Here is a 23,823-nt window from a genome sequence, read left to right as displayed (position 1 = left end):
ATATTGAAACGTTTACACAGCGTTAATATCTACTTATTTTATTTACAAAAATCATGATTGACAACGATAGTTCTCGACCTTAAAATGACGATAAGCCATACAGGCGAAGTTGAAATGAAGAGAGGGGACTATCATGCTGCAAGTCATCCGTAGAGTGCTGGAATGGTTGTTTGTCGATAACAAACAGGTATATCAATTCAGTGATGTGTTTTGTGAAGATAGCGGGTTTGTCGTCTATATTCCTGAACAGAAATAGCAGGTAGTCTATACAATGCTTATTATGATAAGCCATATGAATTTTTAAAATCAGCCGCAAGCATAAGATGAGTGATCATCTGGGTGTTGCGGCTTTTGTAATGCTTTCTAAACATACGTATAATAAAGGTGTACTAAATATATTTGTAAACAGAAGGGGATCACGTACATGTCAGAATTACAAAAAGCAACATTTGCAGGAGGATGCTTCTGGTGCATGGTTACACCATTTGAAGAATTACCGGGTATTCATGGGATTGTGTCTGGCTATACAGGTGGACATATCAAAAATCCAACATATGAACAAGTCAAAACAGGCAATACCGGTCATTATGAAGTGGTCGAAATTACATTTGATCCATCTTTATTTGCTTACGAGAAATTATTAGAACTATACTGGCCACAGACAGATCCTACCGATGATGGCGGACAATTTCAAGATCGTGGTACACAGTATCGTACTGCTATTTTTTATCATAATGAAGAACAGCAAGAGTTAGCGCTTCAATCCAAAGCAGAACTTGCAGCAAGTGGTCGATTTACACAACCAATTGTTACAGAGATTTTGCCTGCACCTGTTTTTTATCCAGCTGAAGAATATCATCAAGATTATCACAAAAAGAATCCTAAACATTATAAAGAAGATCGTGAACAATCCGGACGGGACGAGTTTATCGATAACAACTGGCAACAATCTTAAAATAGCTACCAGAAAGGAGTATATATGATGAAAAAATTACGTTCATTATTTGGTAAAAATTCCGATCCATCCACTGAACAAGATAACGACTCTACACAACAACAAGAAGCTTCAGTATCCGCGTCGGATCAGGAGCCAGCACAACAGCAAGTGAATCTAGCCAATCCTGAATTTCAAGAAATGGATCGGTTGCGTGAATTGTTTCAACAAGAAAAGTTCAATGAAGTCTTACAAGAGGTAGAACCGTATCGTTCATCTCTAGATACGTATGTAGTGAAAGAAGCATACGGTCTAACAGCTTTATCGTATTTTCGCTTAGAACAATATGAACAAGCACGAGCCACATTCGAGTGGTTAGCAAAAGAGTATAGTGATATCAATGATTGGTTTAATTTGATGACGTCGGCTATTCTAGCAGGTCATATCGATCAAGGTATGGAAGCTTATACACAAGCCAAACAATTACGGGCACAAGCTGAAGATGATGAAGGTGTACCGATTCCACAGATGATGTATTATGCTTGTCGTGCACTGGCAGATGCGAAAGAATATGATCGTGCATTTACTGTTTTAAATGAATTAATGGATATTTATAAGCAGCTTCATATTACAGATGATACCTTTTTGTATATGCGCGGAGTGCCTATGCTACCGCATGCGATGGAAGCAGTGAAAATTATTTTGACTGCTCGTAAAGACAAAATGGATATTGATACATGGTTTGCGATGTTAGATGCTTCACTGGATGAAGAAGGCAGAGAAATCGCGCGACAGACCAAACAGCAAATTATCGCTGTTCAATAAGGAGCAAAGGTGGATGAGCTATATCACTGAACTGAGAGAAGTTGTAGGAAGCAGACCTCTTATTATGGCTGGTGCTACAGTCGTATTGATGAATGATCAACAACAGATTCTATTGCAAAAGCGTGCCGATAATCATTGTTGGGGATTGCCAGGTGGAAGTATGGAACTTGGCGAGACATTAGAACAAGTTGCTAAGCGCGAATTGGAAGAAGAAACAGGACTGGTAGCTGTGCATTTGCAGCTACTGGATATCTTCTCGGGGCCTGAACTGTATTATCAGTATCTACATGGTGATGAAGTGTATAACGTAGTTGCGGCTTATGTATGTAGAGAGTATAGCGGTTCACTGCAAGCTCAATGTTCTGAAGTTCAAGAACTACAATTTTTTGATCTGTTTGATTTACCACAGATGATCAATCCACCTGATCTTCCCATAGTGCAATATTTTCTAAAATCATTTCTAGGAAATCATGATCATCCTATGATTGAAAGGAAGCCAAACGATTGAAAAAAACAATAATAGTCTTATTACTGATTCTAGTAGTAGGTTGTGAAAATCAATCTTCTTCACCACAACCTGCCACAGCTAAAGTTATCCAAACGCCTGATATGCCTGTGACTGATTCTGGCACACAGCCTTCTTCAAAAAAAGGTTTAACCACAGATCTGATCGAACAATACAAAGCCAAAGAAGCTACCAAAAAAGCGATAAAACAAAAAAAGATGATTCAGTTATATGTGCTACCTAATACTGATTCTGAATATAAAAAGTTACAAGCCCAAACATTAGAAAATATCGTGATCGCCAAAGTAAATATCAATCAGCAAAAAGTAACGACAGTCCGAACATGGATAGATCATTATCGCAATGGACAGCTCAAAGAACAAATGTTGTATAACAATGTTCCTATTCCAACAGGAGAACAACAGATGACGATCAGCTCTTATTCTAAAAAAGAAGATGATGGTCAAGAGAAGGTAGATATCACAATTCAAGTTGGACTCAGTTCTACGAGTCTAGAGTATACATATGTTCCAGTACATGCTTCTACTTCTATGTCGAGTACAATGTTAGATCAGCGCGCAATTCCGATGAACAAAACGATTGATCTTTCGATGCGTGTTAATAATGACGGTGAGCATACAGCGACAAGTAGTAATCTAGCCGAAACGATTAAAAATAATAAAGAAGTATTTGTACTACGTGCCAAATGGGTGAATACGTAGATTGTAAGAACTACATCCTCATAAATATTTATGATAAATTACCTATTTATGGTTGTTCAAATGAATCATTCCCACCTATAATGGACAAGTAATCGATAACAGTCATGGTATAGAAAAAGGGGATTTTACATTTTAGACAGAAAAGAGATGATCATATGGCGTTAAACAATCCAGCACTTAGCGAAAAAGCATTCTCGGATTTTAAAGAAAGTGACTTTAAAGCAGGTGCAATGACGGTTGGAGGTACAGTAGGAAAAACAATGGTACTTCTTGCTTTATTGATGGTTGCGGCAGTGTACACATGGTATTTGTATTATCAAGGACAAGATGTAACAGGCTTTTTGATTGTAGGTCTAATCGGTAGTCTGGTGACTTCATTAATCACTATTTTTTTCAAAAGAGCAGCGTTTGTAACAGCACCGTTATATGTGATTTTGAATGGATTAATGTTAGGAGCTATCTCGGCGTGGACCGATTATAGTTACCCGGGAATCGTCATCAATGCGATTTTGATTACTGTGGGTACGTTATTTTTGATGTTAGCGATCTACACACTACGTATTATCAAAGTCACACCAGGATTTGCACTTGGGATCGTGATTTGTACAGCATCAATAGCTCTTGTATATCTTATTGATATTATTTTAGGATTTTTTGGAATCAATGTACCGTTTATTCATGAAACAGGTTGGATTGGTATCGGTATTAGCTTATTTATCGTAGCGATTGCTGCACTTAACTTATTGTTAGATTTTCATTTTATTGAGACAGAAGCGCAATCAGGTGCTCCTAAATATATGGAATGGTATGCAGCATTTGGTCTGATGGTAACTTTGATCTGGTTGTATATGGAAATTCTACGTTTGTTATCTAAATTGAATAGCCGTAATTAAATAATCAATATAAAAGCTTTGTTCCTGATTGTAGGAGCAAGGCTTTTTTTGCACATTCAGGTTGAACGAAATCGCAAAGCCATTTATACTAAATCAAACTCATTATGGGTAGTGCTGAATCATTCGTATACTGCTACCTATTAACGTATAAGGAGGCCATTATTTTATGATATTAGAAGTAGCTAATTTACAAGTGAAAGCAAGTCAAACGTATGAGTTTGAACAAAGTTTTCGCCAGGCTTCACAGATTATTTCCAGTATGAAAGGGTACATATCTCATGAATTACAACGTTGCCTTGAAGTTGACAATCTATACTTATTGTTAGTCCGTTGGGAGACATTAGCTGATCATACTGAAGGATTCCGCGGATCAACAGAATATCAAGAATGGAAAAAATTACTGCATCATTACTATGATCCGTTCCCAGCAGTTCATTATTATGAAATTGTAGAATCATCTCAATCTTAATCACCGAAGGAGTGTTATAACTATGATTCGTATCGAGCAAGTTCCGCCAACTGATCTTCATTTGAGAACATTAATTCAGGCATTAGATAAAGATTTGCAACAACGGTATGACGAGGAAAATATTTATACGATCGATCTTGATCATCCAGATGCTTTTCACACTACATTTATGGTTGCTTATATAGACGATACACCGGTAGGTTGTGGCGCTATCCGACCATTGGATACAGACAGTGTAGAATTGAAGCGGTTTTTTGTTGATTCTACTTACCGTAGACAAGGGATTGCTGGCAACATGTTACAAGCATTAGAGCAAAAAGCGATTGAGCAAGGATGTCATTTTGTTCGTCTGGAGACAGGTGCAGAGCAGTTTGAAGCGACTGCTTTTTATGAGCGTAACGGCTATTATCGTATTCCTGTGTTTGCAGATTATGAAGATGATGGAATTAGTCTTTGCTATGAAAAGAAGCTAGATTTGGATAAATAAATGGAATTCCTGCGCTTTACCTGAACTTTACACAACACAGACTCCACGCTAACAATCATGACCTATATTTAAATCGATGGGTATGACACGCCATACATAGCGTAATCGCGATAAGGAGCAGATGAAATGTTGAAGAACATAGGTAAAACGGCTTTATTAATGGCAGGAATCAGTATTACAACAGCGGTAGCGAGTCCGCTTGTACATGCAGCAGAGGGTTCATCCGTTCCTCTTAGGCAATCAATCGAAGCAATGGGTGGCAAAATGTACTGGGATGGGGAAGACAAAGCTGCCTTTTTCCAATTGAAAAATGGCATTACAGGTTCAATCACAGTTGGTGAGAAGAAATATCGCTTAGCAGGCAAAAGCGGTACATTGGAACAAGCGGCTGAATTGCAACAGGGAGCTACTTATATCCCACAAACCTTACTAACAATGATTAATGCTGAAAATGCCAAATTCAATGATCCTACCGATGCAGTACCTGTGTTCGCAGTACAACCGACAGGGGAGACAGATGCTGTAGAATCCGGTGAAGATGCGGCTGACGATCCCGCGATCTGGCTCGATCCTTCCAATGCTTCGAATAGCAAGATTATTGCTACGAACAAAGGTGGCGGAATGTTAGTCTATGATCTAAAAGGGAAAGAATTAAAATCATACAGCACAGGTAAAATGAACAATACAGATCTACGTTACGATTTTCCTTTGAATGGTAAAAAAGTAGATATCGTTGGTGCAACCAATCGTTCGTCTAATACTGTAGACATTTTTTCTTTTGATGGCAAAACAGGAGCACTTACCAATATTTTGGCTAACTCGATCAAATCCAAAATGGGCGAAGTGTATGGATTTAGCTTGTATCATAGTTTGAAAACAAACAAATATTATGCGCTTGTTTTGGGTAAAGAAGGCGAATTTGAGCAATATGAATTAACGGATAATGGCAAAGGCAAAGTGAAAGGCACATTAGTACGTCATTTCAAATTAGATACACAATCCGAAGGTATGGTTGCTGATGACGAATACGGCACATTGTATATTGCTGAAGAAGATGCAGCGATCTGGAAATACAGCGCTGAGCCAGATGGTGGTAATCAACCATTAAGTACTGTAGATATCGCAGATGGACGTCGTTTGCACGATGATATTGAGGGCTTAACTCTGTATTACGGCGCAAATGGAACTGGGTATTTGATGGCTTCTAGCCAAGGTAATAATACGTATGCTGTGTATGATCGTCAAGATAATAACAAGTACATCTCTAACTTTACGATCAACGATGGAAAAGGAATAGATGGAACTACCGAGACAGACGGAATAGATGTATTAGGTGCTAATATGGGTAGCCAATATCCATATGGTGTATTTATTGCGCAAGATGATGAGAATTTGAAAAATGGTAAAAAGATTAATCAAAACTTCAAAATGGTTCCATGGCAATCTATTGATGCAGGTCTACATGAAGGTGTAGCAATGACAGACAATACTAGCCCTGATCCAAGAAAATTAGAAAATCGTCAATAAATTTCTAAGCGATGATAGAATAGTCAATCATGTACTAGCTATAAGTGTTACTTTCACAAAATACAGACAACATTGTATCTATAAGATACGTTTGTCTGTATTTTTTGTATTATCATCTGAATGTATCGTTTTAAAAGTCATATGTTCTATACCCATTTTCGATCAAAGCATGTATAATCTTCAAATAGAAAAAAAGATAGGAGTGAAGATAGATGTGGGGAATCGAACATTATTGGATTTTTATACTGTCTAGTATTTTGCTGAATATCACCCCTGGCAGTGATACGATTTATATTTTGAGTCGTAGTATTTTTCAAGGGAAAAAGGCAGGCATCATGTCAGTATACGGTATTATCTCAGGTTCATTAGTACATACATTGTTAGCAGGTCTGGGACTTTCTTTGATCCTTATGCAGTCTGCACTAGCTTTTAATATAGTCAAATGGATTGGAGCTGCTTATCTGATCTGGTTAGGGATACGTTCGATAATGGCGCGTCACGAATCGGCTCAAGCGATGCAAGCTGTAGATTCTCAAAGTAATCGTAAAGTATATCTACAAGGGATGATGACCAATGTACTGAATCCCAAAGTAGCTTTGTTTTACTTAGCATTTATCCCGCAATTTGTAAGCCCAGAACAGACGTATGGAGCGATTCCATTTATTTTGCTAGGACTTACATTCAGTACGACTGGCATCCTATGGTGTATGTTGTTAGTAGTCTTTTCAAGCAAAATGGCACATCGTCTACAATCTAGTCGTATCGCTACATACATGAATAAGATCACAGGTAGTATTTTTATCTTATTAGGTCTCAATCTGTTACGTACATCACGGAATGTCTCTTCATAATAAATCATTATAGGTGTACAAAAATAAAGCAACCTCTACCTACTAGAATAGGAGAGGTTGCTTTATTTGGATGCAATCGTTGTACTGGATATATGTTCATCTAACCAGTGAATCACATTAGCCGTTACTTCATCACGATTAATATCATTGAGCGTCTCGTGTCTGCTATCTGGATACAGATCTAGCTTAACATCTTGTAGACCTAACTGAAGATATTGTTGATACAATTGCTTGACCCCTTTACCATACTGCCCTACAGGATCACGTTCACCGCTAAATAAATACACAGGTTTATCCGTTGGAATACGCTTCATATGCCCGGGTTGATGAATCTCTAATAATAATTCAAAAAAATGAACATAGAAACGCACAGAAGGTAGCTTTCCGCAAAAAGGATCATTCATAAATAATGACACTTCATCAGGATCACGCGATAACCAATCAAATGTTTTACGTGGACGGGGGAGCCCTTTATTGTAAGAAGCAAATACAATGATATTTAATAGCAGACTACGATGCACCTGACCACGAAATCGTTGCTGAAGATGAGCAATTTGTTTACCGACTCGAAGCAGATTACGTTTCCCATTTGTGCCTGATAACATAAAACCATCATACAGATCAGGTTGCTCATACATTACTTTTTGAATAATAAAAGAACCCATACTATGTCCCATAATAAAAAGAGGTAACGTCGGGTGATGATCTCGAATCCATTTGGATAATTGGATCACATTTTGAGTCATCCAATAAAATCCGTTATCACCAGGATCGCCTAAATATTCTGGCCCTGAAGCGGTTAAGCCATGTCCACGTTGATCATGAGCATAGACGATAAATCCTTGAGCAGTAAGTGATTCTGCCAACCGTTTGTATCTTTTGGCGGTCTCAGACATGCCATGAGTAATCTGAACAATACCACGCACAGGTAGCTGATCGGCTTGATCTTCTGGACGCCACTCATACACATGTACAGCAACATCTTCAGGATCAGTCATAGTAAATGTATGTTCGAGCATCCTATCCCTCCTTGCAAATAACCTGTACAAATCTACACAATCGATGTAGGTTTGTACAGGTCTATTTTGGTATTATTTACAAAATACAATCTAAGCAATGTTAACCATGTATTCTAATGATTGAATCAACATTAAAGTGAAGTCATACAAAGCTAGAAATAGATATCATTGAAGTCAGTATCGCTACATTATTTATGGCAAATAAGAACGAATGACCGTACAATGACCATCTAATGTGTATTGTCCTAGATTAGCAGGCAATAAGAAGCATTGTCCACCTTTTACAGCGACATTTTCATTACCCCATGCAATTGTACCTTCGCCATCAGCAATCACTAGAATAGTAAAACTTTCTGCTGTAGTCGCTAATTCCCATGCACCGTCGACAATACCTTTTTCAACAATAAAATAAGGAGAAGCCGCAAGTTGTAACCATTGTCCGGCAGCAAGACCATCTGTTTTCATTGTTGTTGCGCCAGCACCTTCATAAGCGATCACATTAAGAGAATCTTCAATATGAAGTTCACGAGGCTTACCGTCTAAACCTGGGCGATCGTAATCATACAGACGATAGGTAGTATCTGAATTTTGTTGAATTTCAGCAACCAATACGCCTGCACATAAGGCATGTACAGTACCGGCAGGAATATAGAATGTATCGCCTGCTTCTACCGAAACTTCTTGCAGTGTATCTGTAATTTTATTATTCTTAATCGCTTCTGCTAATGATTCACGAGTTACGCCTTCTTTAAGGCCATAAATGATCTTAGCGCCTGGCTTAGCAGCAAGTACATACCACATTTCGGTTTTGCCAAGTTCACCTTTAGGAAGCCCTGCATAATCATCTGTAGGATGAACTTGAACCGAAAGATCGTCATTGCAATCCAGTAATTTGATTAACAATGGAAAACGTCCGTTCACTTCAGATACCCCTTTGGTACCGAACCAATCACGACCGAATTTTTGCGTAAGTTCGGTTAAGCTGACACCATCCAACTCGCCACCGATTACAGAAGTAGTTCCATTCGGGTGATCCGCGATCATCCAGCCTTCACCAATCACACCTTCAGGAATATCCCAGCCAAATTGTTCAAGGGCACGTCCGCCCCACACACGTTCTTTAAATTCCGGTTGAAATTGAAGCGGGTATGGATTAGTCATTATTATCTCTCCTCCAAGTGTAGTAGGTATACAACCGTTCTATGTATCCTATGCATTTTGTCTCTCCAAGCAATCTGTATCTATCTTAACGTGCAGATTGGAAAAATTCCAGACGCTCTCCATCCGGGCCACTAAAGAAAAAGTAGCGACTGCCATTAGGTAAAGTCGTAATCTCGGTATCCAATTCGTGCAAATTCAGTGCTTGAATGCGTGCATATTCTTGTTCAATATCATCTACTGCAAAAGCGACATGGTGCACTCTGCCTTCATTAGCGAGCTCACCTGTGTATCCTTGCACCAATTCAAGTTCAGTTTGCGATTGATCTGGAAAAGCAAGAAAAGCGAGTTTGATATGTTCATCGATATGTCCAGCATTTTCAAGATGCTTCAAACCTATAACATCTTCATAAAAAGCAATCGACACTTCTATCGATTTCACCATAATACCTACATGTTCTAGTTTGCGTACAGCCATCCATACTCACTCCTTCAATATAATGTTACATCACATACAGCAGGGCATACTTATTCATGATGTTGGCGATCCTTTTTTCTCAATCGCAATCAGATAAGGTGCATCTTGTCGTTGCAATTGGCGGTACATAATCGATTGTGCTATCGCGACAGGCAGAGTAGAAGCCCACGCTTGCACAGCTTCTGCTTCCTCAGCGCCACCGGGATGCCCCGGATACAGAACAATCGTTAGTATACCTCGAATAGCTAATAGATCAAAAGCAGATGCCAAAGCAGTCAATGTTGAATCCGGTTCAGTAATAATACTCAAATCTCCTGAAGGAAGATAACCTAGATTGAACATGATCACTTGGATTTTACCATGTAAATGATCAGGAATATACTGGTTCATTGTAGCATGACTATCCAGAATCAGTTGCACAGGAGCAAGTACAGTATGCTGTTCCTTGTCTAAACGCTCCTGTGTGCGATCAAGAGCCTCTTGCTGAATATCAAAGCTGAATACCTGACCACTTCTGCCTACGGTCTTAGCAAGCATCAGTGTGTCTACACCTGTACCAGCAGTTGCGTCTATAGCATAGCCGTTGTGAGCATCCAGACGCTCTGCAACCAATTTGTGTGCATAACTCAAAACAGACAAAAATCCCATGTTATAATGCTCTCCAATATTTACTTTGCCATGTATCACGTTGCTTCAATTCATCATCGATTCCGTTAAGTACTTCCCATTTGCGTAGACTCCACATTGGACCGATTAATAGATCACGAGGTGCATCTCCTGTAAGACGATGAACAATCATATCAGGTGGCAAAATTTCAAGAGTATCTACAATCAATTTGATATATTCATCTTTTTCCAAGAAGCGTAACAATCCAGCTTCGTATTGTTTGACCATCGGTGTTTTGCGCATTAGATGAAGAAGATGAATTTTGATGCCTTGCACATCCATCTGAGCTACAGCACGGCCTGTATCTAACATCATTTCATGTGTTTCTTGAGGTAATCCATAGATAATATGCGCACATACTCGAATACCACGAGCACGCAATTTGGCTACAGCTTCCTCATAGCATTGACTATCATGAGCACGATTAATAAGTGTAGAAGTGGATTCATGAATCGTTTGCAGACCCATTTCGACCCACAGATAAGTCCGTTCATTTAATTCAGCTAGATAATCAATAACATCATCAGGCAAACAATCAGGACGAGTTGCTATCGATAATCCCACAACTCCCGGTTGCTTCAAAATAATTTCAAAATATTCGCGTAATTGTTCTACAGGAGCATACGTATTCGTATAGGCTTGAAAATAACCAATATACTGTGCATGAGGCCATTTCTGGTGCTGACGATCACGAATATGATTAAATTGAGTCACTAGATCGTCACGACGACTGCCTGCAAAATCGCCTGAACCACGAGCGCTACAGAATGTACAACCGCCTTTAGCAATCGAACCATCACGATTCGGACAGGTAAATCCAGCATCTAGTGTTACTTTGAATACTTTATTTCCAAATTGTTCACGCATCTCTGTATTCCACGTATGAAACCTTTTATCACTCCATAATAGGGGAGTGGATGTATCTTGAGTTGTAAGCATAGTGAAGCTCCTTCAATCGTTCTTCATTAAGTATTTAACAGTTCGTTAACATGTATAATATCTCTCTAATCAGGTTATATTGTAACAAAAATCTAGATTTAAAAGATAGCAACAGGTGACGAAGTTCAAAATATTATTTGCAAAATAAATGATTTAAAATTAAGGTTCGCTTCATTTCTACAAAAAAGGGGTAATCAAAGGTAGAAACGTCTTAAAAGCTTAATTTTTTCATAGTTTATCACGATACCCATTTAATTTTATAACGAAAAATGGTAGACTATGATTGCTAAATTTGTTGGACCCCAATTCCAAATATAGAGAAAAGGATTTCCTGATCTGCTTGCAGAGAAGGGAGATCCTTTTTTCCTGTGTCCAGATAATGATGCAGATAAATGCTTTACATTTGCTCATTTCTTCGTCACAATAATGCCTTAGTAGTAGGATCACTATATAGACCATTGAAATCGGAGGAACGACATGCGTTTACGAGGTAGAAAAGGAATACGTGAAGGATTGGAGCAGCAGGAAGATTTAGTCGTGCTGAATCCTGAACAATATAAAGGAAAATGGCAAGAGCGTTTTGGAAATGATCTGCCGATTCATGTTGAATTTGGAATGGGCAAAGGAAGATTTGTCAGCCAAATGAGTGTCAAACATCCAAATGTCAATTATATCGGCTTCGATATGTATGATGAATTGGTACGCCGTGCCAGTGAGAAAACAAGAATGGCATGGGAAGAAGCAGAACGTGGAGAACCGACGACAATCCAGCTAGCTCGCGCAAATATCGAAAAAATTGAAGAGGTATTTGCTCCTGGTGAGATTGAGCGAATCTATCTTAACTTCAGCGATCCATGGCCGAAAAAGAAACATGGTCGTCGTCGTTTAACACATCCACGCTTTTTGGACATGTATTGTAAATTGTTAAATACTCGCGGTGAAATTCATTTCAAAACCGATTCTGAAACGCTATTTGAATTTTCACTAAATTCATTTGCTGATTACGGTCTACAAATGACGAATATTAGCTTGAATCTTCATCGTGATGGTATCAACGAAGAACATGTCATGACAGAATATGAAGCTAAATTTATGGGCAAAGGGATGAATATTCATCGTTGCGAAGTATTGATCGGTGAAGACGTTTTGCGTGAATATCAAGCGATGCGTCTAGATAAATATTAATTTATAACATAAAAAAAGTAAGGTCTTATCCGTTAATTTAGGATAAGACCTTACTTTTTTCTACCATTTCAGCAATGCTATGAGCACTTTGTGTTGGATTATAACGATCAATCTGAGCTATATTTTGCTTACGTTGCTCTGCAACAGCGTCATAATCATTAATCAACAATTCCATCCATTCGGTAACCACATCAATCGATGTAATCGGTTCTCCCCAACCTTGTTGCGTAAAATACTGAGAATTTTTTTCTTCTTGTCCGGGTAAAGGGTTATAAAATAACATCGGGATCGCTTTAGCCAATCCTTCAGTACATGTCATTCCTCCTGGTTTGGTTACAAGAAGATCGGATACTTCCATCAATTGATCAATTTCATTAGTGTATCGAATCAAATGAATATTAGGATGATTAAAGTTCACATTCTGCTTAGCTTTGCGATAAGCTTTCTCATTGTTACCAAAACAAAAAATAAATTGGATCTTATCGCTGAAGCTGGTAAGATACGCATTTACCACATCATCGCTCATCAATCCCCAACCGCCGCTCATCACTAGTACTGTCGGCATATTTTTAAGTCCAAACTTCTGTTGAAATTCGACTTTGCCTGTATGTTCCCAAAACTTTGGATGTACAGGAATCCCAGAGACTTCAATTTTCTGAATCGGTACACCACGCTGAATTAATTTGGAACGTACATCAGGTGTAGATACCAGATAACGGTTCACCTCTGGACTCACCCATGTACCATGAGCATCATAATCTGTAATCACCATACATAACGGTGTACGCAGTCCTAATCGTTTGAGCCTTGAAATCACAGCTCCCGGAATCGGATGTGTACATACAATCACATCTGGTTTTAATTGCCGAATCACATTATGTGTATGTGTATAGAAGAGACGATGTAAAGCTAGCGTGGCTAGCCGATTGATTGATTTTTTGTATTGGCTGCGATACATCATACGCACAAGTCGTGGCTGCGAGATGACCGTTTTTTTGTATGCGGTTAGGATGAGTGGAGCCACTTTAGGATTAAGGAAACTACCGAGTTCCAGTACCTTAGTCTGAATATTCGGTGAGATTTTGCGTAAACTACTTGCTAGTGCGTAAGCAGCTTGTGTGTGACCAGAACCAAAACCTTCCGACAAAAGCAGCACTCTATATTTTGACACGTCCAGTTCACCTTTTCTGCAAGGTATTCTCTAATAAAATGGAGTAGAGGAAGCAAACATTCCAGCTTTCTCTGTAATACTACTGTAACAATCCGGTAATATTGCTAGAATAGCCTCTTTACGGCCATAATGCAAATGTACCCATCGCTACCGATGTTCCAATTGCAGCTCCAACCAGTACATCTGAAGGATAATGTAATCCTAAATACATACGAGACACAGCAACAATCAGTGCGAATGGTAACAGCAACAGAATCATGAGTGGATCTGTCAGCATAAATGGAACAGTAACGGAAAAGATCGCTGTGGTATGTCCTGATGGAAACGAATGGTCTGTTAAAGGATTGCGGAACGTAATCGTTTCAGGGATAGCTAAGTATGGACGAATACGCGGGTATAGCTTTTTAACAATAGCTACAGGAACATGGCTAATCGCTAGTGCTACAGCTGCTTGGAGACCTGCGCGGCTCCAAGGAAATGGCGCTAATTGCCATACTGCCAAAGTCGCTATAATCGTGAACGTAGCTCCGCCTAAATTCGTTAAGTAGTAAAAAAATAAATTTAGGAACTTATTATGGAGCCTTGAGTTAAACCATCTAAAAATGTGTTGCTCCATCGTTTGTAGGCGAATAAGAAACTGACGCATGAGAGACCCCCGTATTAATTGCCAATTTTCGGCTTATATTCATCATATTTTTATTCAGTACGCTTTTCAAGCTTTATAACGTTAACAGAGTGTTAAAATAGATACAACTTTTGTAAGTTACCCAATAGTTTAAACCTGATTTGCAAAATAATCCAAAAGTATTTCTTATTACCCTTACCCGAGAATGGCAAAAGTCATTCACATGCGCCTTAACCAATATGTAAATCGTTATCAATAACATGGTTCAACTCAAATAAATACGTTTAAAAATTCAAAGAAATACACCCACAACTCAATCAGTCATCATAGCTTCATTATTTATCCTCATACAAATCCAACACCATTAGCAATAAAAATAAGCAAATAGAACATAAATAGGCATAAAATGGCGTTAAACCTTGTTCTGTAACATTTATTGCATATAACTCGTCGTAATTCCATGGTTTTTAACCGTATACCCTCTTTTAGAATTTTGACAAATCCATAAAAAATGTGCAAAATCTTAATGTCGCTTGTAATCGTTTTGTAACATAACTTTAATGTTCGTCATAGTATAATCATCTGGGGTGAAAAGTTTTAAAGCGACTCATGCTAAAAATTAAATTTAAAATGTGACGTCTTGAAATTAGTGATCTAGAGAAAAAGAATGAATTTGTTATATTGTGGTTTTAAAATTTAAGGAGGTTCACAGTTATTATGGGAAACATTATTGATGCTATATTTATCGTGCTCCAGGTTCTACTGGCAGTTATCGGTGTATATCAGTTTTCATTCTCGCTATTCGGAATTGTTAAAAGGAAAAAAAGAGCGGATCATGCTCCACAGAAATCATTTGCTGTTCTAGTTGCAGCGCACAATGAAGAGACCGTTATTGGAGCATTAATGGAAAATCTAAAAAATATGGATTATCCGGCTGAACTATATGATGTGTTTGTTATCTGTGATAACTGTACAGATGGTACAGCAGATATCGTACGTAGCCATGGAATGAACGCTTGTGTACGTACGAATCCAGCAGAACGCGGTAAAGGATACGCGATTGAATGGATGCTAAGAGAATTGTGGAGTATGCCTCGTCAGTACGATGGTATCGTAATGTTTGATGCTGATAACTTGGCAGATCACAGATTCTTGACAGAAATGAACAACGATATGTGTGAAGGTGCACGTGTTATTCAAGGTTATATTGATACAAAGAATCCAGAAGATTCTTGGATCACTGCTGCTTATGGCGTATCTTACTGGTACATCAACCGTCTATGGCAATTGTCCCGTCATAATTTGAATATGGCGAACTTCCTTGGTGGTACAGGTATGTGTTTTGAAAATGAACTATTGAAAGAAATCGGATGGGGCGCAACAAGCCTTGTAGAAGATTTAGAATTTACAATGCGTTGTGCAGAAAAAGGAATCTATCCGCGCTTTAGCTATGATGCAAAAGTATTTGATGAAAAGCCGTTAACATTCAAAGCTTCTTCTCGCCAACGTTTGCGTTGGATGCAAGGTCACTTTACAGTAGCTCGTCGTTATTTCTTCCCGCTATTATGGAAAAGTGTAAAAGAAATGAGCATTATCAAATTCGACTTGGCATTGTATAGTGTCAACGTATATATCGTTTTAATTACATTCTTAATGACTGCTGCTATGTGGATCGATACATCTATTCTAGGTGGACCACATATCGCTACTATCTATAATTACCTGCCAATGTGGGTAGCTATTACAGCAATTGGTGCCAATGTTGTTACTTTTATTCTTGCAATGGCATTAGAAAAAGTGAAGTCTTGGAAAGTATATCTATACTTGTTATTGTTCCCTATCTACGGTCTATCTTGGTGGCCAATTACGTTTTATGCTTTCTTCACACAAAACAACAAACAATGGAGCCATACGCAACATACGCGTGTTGTACGTTTGGAAGAAGTACAAAGCAAACAAGGTTAATCTCTCTTGAAGCTACACAAAGATATCTCACTCAAGAACCTGTATAACAGTCTATCTGTTGTACAGGTTCTTTTTATAAGGAAATATAAATGGCAGTTAGAATGAACAAAGCAATAAATAACAGGCAACATAAATTAGAATGATTAAATAAGATTTCAAATGTCTTATAAATCAATGATTATTTTATGTTTATAAAAGGCTTGTATATATTAAAAATATATGGTATACTATTTTAGTACGTGATTGAGATATACAAAGTAGAAGCTTTGCTTCTCACCTGCCCGATAATAGTCGGCTGGTTCATTGATCTGAATGTAATAACAAGAATTTGTCTTGTTATGGATATGAGCTGATCAAGGGATGCAGGTGACTAGACCTGCATCCCTTTTTGATTTCTATATTTAATATAGTTGTACGATCATAATATGGAGGTGGAAAGTTATTAGTAAAGAACATATGATCAATGACGAAATCCGGGTTAAAGAAGTACGCCTGGTTGGTGCTGAAGGTGAACAGATCGGAATTACGCCTACTCGTGAAGCATTGCAGATGGCAATCGATTTGAACATGGATCTTGTAAATGTAGCTCCACAAGCGAAACCACCTGTATGTCGCATTATGGACTATGGTAAATTCCGCTACGAGCAACAGAAGAAAGAGAAAGAAGCACGCAAAAACCAAAAGATCGTTGATCTTAAAGAAGTATGGTTCCGTGCTAACATTGAGGAGCATGATTATCAAACTAAACTCCGCAATGTTGTTAAATTTTTAAAAGATGGCGACAAAGTGAAATGCTCGGTCCGCTTCCGCGGTCGCGAAATTACACATGCAAGTATTGGTCAAAAAATATTGGATCGTGTAAAAGTTGAAGTTGAAGAACTTTGTACAATAGAGCGCCAACCAAAATTGGAAGGCCGCAGCATGATCATGATCTTGGCGCCGAAAAATTAAAAGGGGGATATTAAAATGCCGAAAATGAAAACTCATAGTAGTTTAAAAGGACGCTTCAAAATTACAGGAACAGGTAAAGTAAAACGCTATAAAGCGTTCAAAAACCACTTGCTTTCTCACAAATCCAAACGTCAAAAACGCGTTTTGGGAACAAACCCGTTGATGTCTAGCGGTGATGTAAAACGTTTGAAACAACAATTATCTAATCTTAAATAATTTTAATTTACTGGGAGGTTTACTGATATGGCAAGAGTGAAGGGCGGATTCGTCACACGTCGCAGACATAAGAAAATTCTTAAATTAGCAAAAGGTTACTTCGGTTCGAAACACCGTATTTTTAAAACTGCAAAAGAGCAAGTTAACAAATCTTTGGTGTATGCTTACCGTGACCGTCGTCAAACAAAACGTAACTTCCGCAGATTGTGGATCGTTCGTATTAACGCAGCAGCACGCATTAACGGATTGTCTTACAACAAATTGATGCACGGTCTTAAATTGGCTGGCGTTGATATTAACCGTAAAATGCTAGCTGAATTGGCTGTAAATGATGTTAACGCGTTTAACTCATTGGCTAATGTAGCTAAAGAAAAAATTAACGCATAAGATTTATTCTTATGAGTTGCATAAAGAGCCGTCGGATGATCCGGGGGCTCTTTTTATACGCAAATTAGTAGCAAAAAATACATAGTAATAAAACATAACATGAAAATCGCGATTTAACGCATTAAAACGTAAAATGTGTAAAGAGTATGAACGGTAATATTACATGGGTTTAACATAAAATAGTATTTTCTTACATAATAAAGCGCTTACAGAAAATAAAATCGTAAATTAATTGACCAATAGTAATTTAAATAGTAGATTTTCTTACCACTTGATTGTATAATTTGTTCATCGACTGTTAAATCTGCACCTATAACGAATGTTGAGCTCGATAAGGGTAAAAATTGTTCGTATCCAGACAGAGAGGCAGCAGATCATAGCTTATACTTCTAAGGGGGAAAAAGATTCATGAAGAAGGCGTACAAACTTTCACTCATTATGTTGCTAGCATTTTCATTGGTATTAGCAGCTTGTGGGAACAAAAGCAACGGTACTGACAACGCAGGGAGTGGCGATGCTACAGGCGGAGCAGCAAAAAGCGATGTTAAAATTGGTATGGTAACTGACGTAGGTGGCGTAAATGATAAATCATTTAACCAATCTGCTTGGGAAGCTCTTGAAAAAGTACAAAAGGAAAGCGGAGCAGAAGTTAAATATCTGCAAAGTAAATCCGATCAGGATTATATTCCTAACTTGAATCAATTTGTAAAAGGTGATTACAGCTTAACTTGGGGTATTGGTTTTAGCTTAGCAGACGGTATTGCTACTGTTGCTAAACAAAATCCAAATGCAAAATTAGCTATCATTGATAGTGTAGTAGATGCTCCTAACGTTAAATCTGTAACTTTCTCTGAAAATGAAGGTTCCTTCTTAGTAGGTGTAGTAGCAGGTAAAATGACAAAATCCAACAAAATCGGATTTGTCGGTGGCGTAGATAGCCCATTGATCAAAAAATTCGAAGTTGGTTTTAAAGCAGGTATCAAAGCAGTAAACCCTGATGCTGAATTGCTTGTTAACTATACAGGTGCATTCGATAAACCTGATCTAGGTAAAGCAGCAGCAGCTACAATGTACAACGATGGCGCGGATATCATTTTCCATGCTGCTGGTGGTACAGGTACAGGCGTATTTAACGAAGCAGCTTCCCGTTCTAACTCTGGTCAAACGGCATGGGTTATCGGTGTAGATAAAGACCAATCACTAGAATTCGGTGATAAAGTGACTTTGACTTCTATGGTTAAACGTGTAGACGTTGCTGTAGAAAAAGTTTCTAAGGAAGTCGTAGATGGTACATTTGCTGGTGGTACAGAAGTATTGGGACTTAAAGAGGATGGCGTAGGCTTAGCAGATACTTCTTCCAAAAACGTTCCTGCTGATGTAATCAAACTCGTTGATGATTACAAAGCTAAAATTGTTAGCGGCGAATTGAAAGTTCCTAGCGAGTAATTACTTGATCATTAATATGCTTTTCAAATAAAAACAACAACAAGGCTGGTTCATAGACACTAGCCTTGTTGTCACGTTTATAACCTGATGGTTCGATGTAAATATCAGTTGTCGTTTCGGAAAATCTCATAATTTTAGCTTTCGGTTATAGACAGTTCTTGCTGTCTGTACCAATCAATACGCTTATAAGGGTGATCTCATGGGTGCAGCAACCCCTGTGGTAGAGTTGAAACAAATTACAAAAGTCTTTCCTGGTATTATTGCCAATGATTCTATTAGCTTTAAGCTGCACAAGGGAGAAATTCATGCTCTTTTAGGTGAAAATGGTGCAGGTAAATCAACATTGATGAATATTGTATTTGGTCTTTATCAGCCTGAAGAAGGTAGTATCGAAGTTAATGGAGAACCTGTGATCATTGACAGTCCTAACAGAGCGATCGAGCTCGGGATTGGTATGGTGCATCAGCACTTCAAACTCGTTCAGCCATTTACAGTTACTGAGAATATCATTCTGGGTTCAGAACCGAAAAAGGGAACCCGAATCAATTATAAAAAAGCGACTGAAGAGATTCGTCAGCTTTCAGAGCAATATGGTCTGCAAGTCAATCCAAATGCCAAAATTCATGATATTTCAGTAGGTATGCAGCAACGGGTAGAAATACTGAAAACATTATATCGTGGAGCGGAAATTTTGATTTTTGATGAACCAACAGCAGTATTAACTCCGCAAGAAATTTCGGAATTGATGGAAATTATGAAGCGTCTTGTGGCCGAAGGAAAATCGATTATTTTGATTACACATAAGTTGAAAGAAATTATGCAAATTGCCGACAATGTAACTATTATTCGTCGTGGTAAAGTAGTCGATACCGTCAAAAAGTCAGAAACGACACCACAAGAACTGGCTGAAAAAATGGTCGGTCGTAATGTTACTTTCAAAGTAGACAAAAAGCCAGCTGAACCAGGCGATGTTGTATTGCAAATGGAAAATATCATTTCTAACAACAAAGAAGGCGCAGCTATTTTGCAAGGATTGAATTTAGAAGTTCGAGCAGGCGAAATTTTGGGTATTGCCGGTGTTGATGGTAATGGTCAAAGTGAATTGATTGAAGCACTAACCGGTCTACGTCATGTAGATGGAGGTACTGTCAAATTACTTGGTAAAGACATCACTAATTTGTCTCCACGTAAAATTACAGAATCCGGTGTCTCTCATATTCCAGAAGACCGTCACAAACATGGTCTGGTACTCGACTTTTCAGTGAGTGAAAATATGGTTCTAGAAACGTATTATAAAGCTCCATTCAATAAAGGTGGATTTTTGAACTTTGATGCGATTGATAAGCATGCTACACGCCTTGTCGAACGCTTTGATGTGCGTACACCAAGTATTGCTACACATGCCCGTTCACTGTCCGGTGGTAATCAGCAGAAAGCGATTATTGCGCGTGAGATTGATAAAAATCCTACATTAATGATTGCTGCTCAACCTACACGTGGTCTGGATGTTGGTGCGATAGAATTTGTACAACAACAATTGATTGCACAGCGTGATCAAGGTAAAGCGGTATTGCTGATTTCATTTGAACTGGATGAAATCATTAACGTATCTGATCGCATCGCTGTTATTTATGAAGGACAAATTGTAGGCGAAGTGCTACCAGACAAAACCAATGATCAGGAATTAGGCTTGATGATGGCAGGAAGCACCGCGAAGAGAGGTGCAGCACATGAATAATATTCTCAAAGCGATTACCAAAGATTCGTTTGTGTTGCCAATTGTTGCAATTATTATGGGTCTGATATTAGGTGCGATTGTTATGCTGATCGGCGGATACAATCCGATAGATGCTTATTCTGCATTGCTCACACGTGTATATGGTGATCCTTATGATTTCGGTGAAGCTATTCGTGAAATGACACCTTTGATTATGACAGGTATGGCGTTTGCTTTTGCAGCACGTGCTGGACTATTTAATATCGGTGGCGAAGGACAATTTCTAATTGGAATGACAGCTGCTACAGTGGTTGCTGTGAACCTTCATGGTCTACCAGCTTATATCCATGCACCGCTTGCGATTATTGCAGGAGCTGTCTTTGGAGGATTGTGGGCGGCTATCGCTGGTTTCCTCAAAGCAGTTCGTGGTGTTAATGAAGTTATCTCCTGTATTATGTTGAACTGGATCGGTCTGTATCTAGCTAACTTTGTGATTAATCACTTTATGTTGTTGCAAGGTCAAAACCGTTCTGAAGATATTCAACCAAGTGCATCTATTGCTATCATGTGGTTATCTGAAATGATGGGTAATGCTCGTGTGCACTGGGGGACAGCTATTGCTCTGGCTGCGGCTGTGTTCTTCTATGTATTTATGTGGAAAACAAAACAAGGGTACGAGCTTCGTGCTGTAGGTTTTAACCAGGATGCTTCCAAATATGCAGGGATGAACGTGAATCGCAACATTGTTAAAGCGATGTTTATCAGTGGTATGTTTGCAGGTCTAGCAGGATCTTTTGAAGTACTTGGTGTATTCCAATATCAATCGGTTATGGCAAGTTCACCAGGAACTGGATTTGATGGAATTGCCGTAGCTTTGATTGGTCTCAATAATCCATTCGGTATTATTTTAGGTTCGATTCTATTCGGTACATTAACGTATGGTTCAGCAGGGATGAGCTTTAGTGCTGATGTTCCACCGGAGATTGTACGGATTGTTATCGGAGCGATTATATTCTTTATTGCAGCGCAAGGCATTGTACGTTGGGTCTTAAAACCTTTTTATGCTAAACGTAAGAAAGAGAAGGTGTTGTAATGGACGTGTTGACTATTATTGGACAGCTGATTAATACGACGCTAGTCTTTGCTACAGCACTTATCTTTACATCTTTAGGCGGTATTTTCTCAGAGAAATCTGGGGTTACTAATCTAGGGCTAGAAGGTTTGATGATTTTTGGTGCGTTTGCAGCAGGCGTAGCAGGATTTTATGCTCAAGATGCAGGATTAAGCGGCTTTGGCGCAGCTTGTATCGGTGTATTGGCAGCGATCGTATTTGGAGTATTGGTTTCATTGATTCATGCTGTAGCTTCGATTACGTTCAAAGCGGATCAGGTTATCAGCGGTATTGTAATTAACTTCTTGGCTGCTGGTAGTACATTGTACATGGTTAAATTGTTATTTGATGGTGCAGGTGAAACAGGTTTGATCTCTGGGTTTGATAAAGTAAATATTCCTTATCTATCTACTATTCCATTGATCGGCGATGTCTTTTTCCATGCGTATCCTACAACGTATTTAGCAGTAATAGCTGTTATTGTTACGTATTATGTATTGTACAAAACACCGTTTGGTCTTCGTCTACGTTCTGTTGGGGAACATCCAAGTGCAGCAGATACAGTAGGGATCAAAGTCAATCGGTTACGTTATATCGGAGTTATGCTTAGTGGAGCACTTGCTGGTATCGGTGGAGCAACAATTACACTGACAACTACAGGAACATTTTCGCATAATACGATTTCAGGGCAAGGTTATATTGCGATTGCAGCTATGATTTTTGGTAAATGGAATCCATGGGGAGCATTCGGAGCGGCTGTATTCTTCGGTCTTGCTCAAGCAGTGCGTAACTATGTACAGCTTTTTGCATGGACACAAAGTATTCCGCAAGAAGTGATTTATATGTTGCCATACGTATTAACGATTATTGTATTGGTTGCAGCAGTAGGACGTTCAAGCGCACCTTCTGCACTGGGACAACCTTATGATCCAAGTAAACGTTAAGTCGGTATAAAAAGTAATACAGGTACATGATTGAATAAAGTCGAAGTTTGGATTTTTCTGAACTTCGACTTTTTTTATATCTGCAAGCTATTAAATAAAATCAATTTTGACCTATAAAGAGATCATTATTTTAAATTTTATAGAGATGCTCTATGAATAAAAAAGTAAAATTAACCAATTACTTATTTAGATACATAAAGCAAGTGAGTCAGCATTTTTTCCAACTTTTAGTGCTTGTTAGACAAAGATTTCTTTTATACTATTTATAGATGTTGTGCATAAAGAACAAAATACATACTAAATTACTTGGTATAAATTATCATATAGATTACTGATAAAGCTTGTTTTGATTACTTTTTTTAAGTATGTAACAAATGATATATTAAAATGGGATTGTAAAGAATGACAAAAAAGAAGTATTGACTCTATCGAAAATGAATCATATAATATTCCTAAATCATTTGAGTCGCTGACAAGCGTAAGCGGCAGTAATCATTGAATACTATGTATCGGCAATGAAGAGGACGAAGTTTTAAGGGCTCTTTTGTCCAGAGAGTGAAGCATTTGGTGTAAGCTTCATCAGAATCCCTTATATACGAGCTCACCTCGGAGCTGTTTTCCTGAAAGGCAT

The 23,823-nt window shown here is 38.4% G+C and carries 26 protein-coding genes; 19 read left to right on the top strand and 7 right to left on the bottom strand.

Going from position 1 to position 23,823, the window contains the following annotated elements; genetic code table 11:
* Positions 1-133 precede the first annotated feature (133 nt).
* The 10 genes from PQ460_RS17325 to PQ460_RS17280 all read left to right on the top strand — a co-directional run bounded on the left by PQ460_RS17325 (position 134) and on the right by PQ460_RS17280 (position 7,213).
* A complete protein-coding gene (locus PQ460_RS17325) occupies positions 134-256 on the top strand; it encodes a hypothetical protein (protein WP_273593517.1) in 123 nt (40 codons plus the stop codon).
* Positions 257-424: 168 nt separating this feature from the next.
* Complete coding sequence (msrA, locus tag PQ460_RS17320) at positions 425-955, top strand: peptide-methionine (S)-S-oxide reductase MsrA (protein ID WP_273615395.1); 531 nt, start codon at positions 425-427, stop codon at positions 953-955.
* 27 nt (positions 956-982) lie between these two features.
* On the top strand, positions 983-1,759 hold the full coding sequence (locus PQ460_RS17315) for a hypothetical protein (protein ID WP_274170569.1): 777 nt from the start codon (positions 983-985) through the stop codon (positions 1,757-1,759).
* 13 nt (positions 1,760-1,772) lie between these two features.
* Entirely contained in the window at positions 1,773-2,267 is a 495-nt protein-coding gene (locus PQ460_RS17310) for an NUDIX hydrolase (RefSeq protein WP_274170568.1), read from the top strand.
* Positions 2,264-2,986 carry a hypothetical protein gene (locus PQ460_RS17305; protein ID WP_274170567.1) on the top strand — a complete coding sequence of 241 codons (723 nt, stop codon included), beginning with the start codon at positions 2,264-2,266 and terminating at the stop codon, positions 2,984-2,986. Before PQ460_RS17310 ends, PQ460_RS17305 begins: the two co-directional genes overlap by 4 nt.
* Positions 2,987-3,141: 155 nt before the next feature.
* Positions 3,142-3,879 carry a Bax inhibitor-1/YccA family protein gene (locus PQ460_RS17300; protein WP_273615399.1) on the top strand — a complete coding sequence of 246 codons (738 nt, stop codon included), beginning with the start codon at positions 3,142-3,144 and terminating at the stop codon, positions 3,877-3,879.
* A gap of 166 nt (positions 3,880-4,045) precedes the next feature.
* On the top strand, positions 4,046-4,348 hold the full coding sequence (locus tag PQ460_RS17295) for an antibiotic biosynthesis monooxygenase family protein (RefSeq protein ID WP_274170566.1): 303 nt from the start codon (positions 4,046-4,048) through the stop codon (positions 4,346-4,348).
* 22 nt (positions 4,349-4,370) lie between these two features.
* Entirely contained in the window at positions 4,371-4,835 is a 465-nt protein-coding gene (locus PQ460_RS17290) for a GNAT family N-acetyltransferase (RefSeq protein WP_274170565.1), read from the top strand.
* 126 nt (positions 4,836-4,961) lie between these two features.
* The gene (locus PQ460_RS17285) at positions 4,962-6,362 is read left to right on the top strand and encodes a phytase (protein ID WP_274170564.1); all 1,401 of its coding nucleotides are present in this window, start codon (positions 4,962-4,964) and stop codon (positions 6,360-6,362) included.
* Positions 6,363-6,574: 212 nt separating this feature from the next.
* Positions 6,575-7,213 carry a LysE family translocator gene (locus PQ460_RS17280; RefSeq protein WP_274170563.1) on the top strand — a complete coding sequence of 213 codons (639 nt, stop codon included), beginning with the start codon at positions 6,575-6,577 and terminating at the stop codon, positions 7,211-7,213.
* A gap of 62 nt (positions 7,214-7,275) precedes the next feature.
* Here PQ460_RS17280 and PQ460_RS17275 read toward each other — a convergent pair whose 3' ends face one another.
* From PQ460_RS17275 to PQ460_RS17255, 5 genes are all read right to left on the bottom strand, one after another.
* Positions 7,276-8,232 (bottom strand): alpha/beta fold hydrolase, encoded by a 957-nt coding sequence (locus tag PQ460_RS17275; RefSeq protein WP_274170562.1) that lies wholly within the window; start codon positions 8,230-8,232, stop codon positions 7,276-7,278.
* A gap of 192 nt (positions 8,233-8,424) precedes the next feature.
* Positions 8,425-9,393, bottom strand: a complete 969-nt coding sequence (locus tag PQ460_RS17270; RefSeq protein WP_274170561.1) for a type I phosphomannose isomerase catalytic subunit — start codon at positions 9,391-9,393, stop codon at positions 8,425-8,427.
* 85 nt (positions 9,394-9,478) lie between these two features.
* Positions 9,479-9,868, bottom strand: coding sequence for a VOC family protein (locus PQ460_RS17265; RefSeq protein ID WP_273615406.1), 390 nt, complete (start codon positions 9,866-9,868; stop codon positions 9,479-9,481).
* 54 nt (positions 9,869-9,922) lie between these two features.
* Entirely contained in the window at positions 9,923-10,516 is a 594-nt protein-coding gene (locus tag PQ460_RS17260) for a tRNA 5-(aminomethyl)-2-thiouridylate-methyltransferase MnmM (RefSeq protein ID WP_274170560.1), read from the bottom strand.
* A 1-nt stretch (position 10,517) separates the two neighbouring features.
* A complete protein-coding gene (locus tag PQ460_RS17255) occupies positions 10,518-11,474 on the bottom strand; it encodes a tRNA modification radical SAM protein MnmL/YtqA (RefSeq protein ID WP_274170559.1) in 957 nt (318 codons plus the stop codon).
* A 477-nt stretch (positions 11,475-11,951) separates the two neighbouring features.
* Between PQ460_RS17255 and trmB the strand changes: the two genes are divergently transcribed.
* Positions 11,952-12,659: a tRNA (guanosine(46)-N7)-methyltransferase TrmB gene (gene trmB, locus PQ460_RS17250; protein ID WP_273615409.1), complete on the top strand. Its 708-nt coding sequence runs from the start codon at positions 11,952-11,954 to the stop codon at positions 12,657-12,659.
* A 37-nt stretch (positions 12,660-12,696) separates the two neighbouring features.
* Here trmB and PQ460_RS17245 read toward each other — a convergent pair whose 3' ends face one another.
* Both PQ460_RS17245 and PQ460_RS17240 read right to left on the bottom strand, forming a co-directional pair.
* Positions 12,697-13,830 (bottom strand): MGDG synthase family glycosyltransferase, encoded by a 1,134-nt coding sequence (locus PQ460_RS17245; protein ID WP_274170558.1) that lies wholly within the window; start codon positions 13,828-13,830, stop codon positions 12,697-12,699.
* A gap of 118 nt (positions 13,831-13,948) precedes the next feature.
* Complete coding sequence (locus tag PQ460_RS17240) at positions 13,949-14,476, bottom strand: phosphatase PAP2 family protein (RefSeq protein ID WP_273615411.1); 528 nt, start codon at positions 14,474-14,476, stop codon at positions 13,949-13,951.
* A 705-nt stretch (positions 14,477-15,181) separates the two neighbouring features.
* Here PQ460_RS17240 and PQ460_RS17235 point away from each other — a divergent pair.
* The 8 genes from PQ460_RS17235 to PQ460_RS17200 all read left to right on the top strand — a co-directional run bounded on the left by PQ460_RS17235 (position 15,182) and on the right by PQ460_RS17200 (position 23,192).
* On the top strand, positions 15,182-16,420 hold the full coding sequence (locus PQ460_RS17235) for a glycosyltransferase family 2 protein (RefSeq protein ID WP_273616261.1): 1,239 nt from the start codon (positions 15,182-15,184) through the stop codon (positions 16,418-16,420).
* A 456-nt stretch (positions 16,421-16,876) separates the two neighbouring features.
* Positions 16,877-17,371: a translation initiation factor IF-3 gene (gene infC / locus PQ460_RS17230; protein WP_204825674.1), complete on the top strand. Its 495-nt coding sequence runs from the start codon at positions 16,877-16,879 to the stop codon at positions 17,369-17,371.
* 15 nt (positions 17,372-17,386) lie between these two features.
* Positions 17,387-17,587 (top strand): 50S ribosomal protein L35, encoded by a 201-nt coding sequence (gene rpmI / locus PQ460_RS17225; protein WP_273615412.1) that lies wholly within the window; start codon positions 17,387-17,389, stop codon positions 17,585-17,587.
* A 27-nt stretch (positions 17,588-17,614) separates the two neighbouring features.
* The gene (gene rplT / locus PQ460_RS17220) at positions 17,615-17,974 is read left to right on the top strand and encodes a 50S ribosomal protein L20 (protein ID WP_204825101.1); all 360 of its coding nucleotides are present in this window, start codon (positions 17,615-17,617) and stop codon (positions 17,972-17,974) included.
* Positions 17,975-18,382: 408 nt separating this feature from the next.
* A complete protein-coding gene (locus tag PQ460_RS17215) occupies positions 18,383-19,420 on the top strand; it encodes a BMP family lipoprotein (RefSeq protein WP_273615413.1) in 1,038 nt (345 codons plus the stop codon).
* A 199-nt stretch (positions 19,421-19,619) separates the two neighbouring features.
* A complete protein-coding gene (locus tag PQ460_RS17210) occupies positions 19,620-21,158 on the top strand; it encodes an ABC transporter ATP-binding protein (protein ID WP_274170557.1) in 1,539 nt (512 codons plus the stop codon).
* Positions 21,151-22,230: an ABC transporter permease gene (locus PQ460_RS17205; RefSeq protein WP_204825098.1), complete on the top strand. Its 1,080-nt coding sequence runs from the start codon at positions 21,151-21,153 to the stop codon at positions 22,228-22,230. The genes PQ460_RS17210 and PQ460_RS17205 overlap by 8 nt, the downstream gene beginning before the upstream one ends.
* Positions 22,230-23,192: an ABC transporter permease gene (locus PQ460_RS17200; protein WP_273615415.1), complete on the top strand. Its 963-nt coding sequence runs from the start codon at positions 22,230-22,232 to the stop codon at positions 23,190-23,192. Before PQ460_RS17205 ends, PQ460_RS17200 begins: the two co-directional genes overlap by 1 nt.
* Positions 23,193-23,823: the final 631 nt, after the last annotated feature.

Source organism: Paenibacillus sp. KACC 21273 (assembly GCF_028736095.1).
Taxonomy (GTDB): domain Bacteria; phylum Bacillota; class Bacilli; order Paenibacillales; family Paenibacillaceae; genus Saccharibacillus; species Saccharibacillus kyungheensis.
This window is presented reverse-complemented; position numbering and strand designations above follow the sequence as displayed.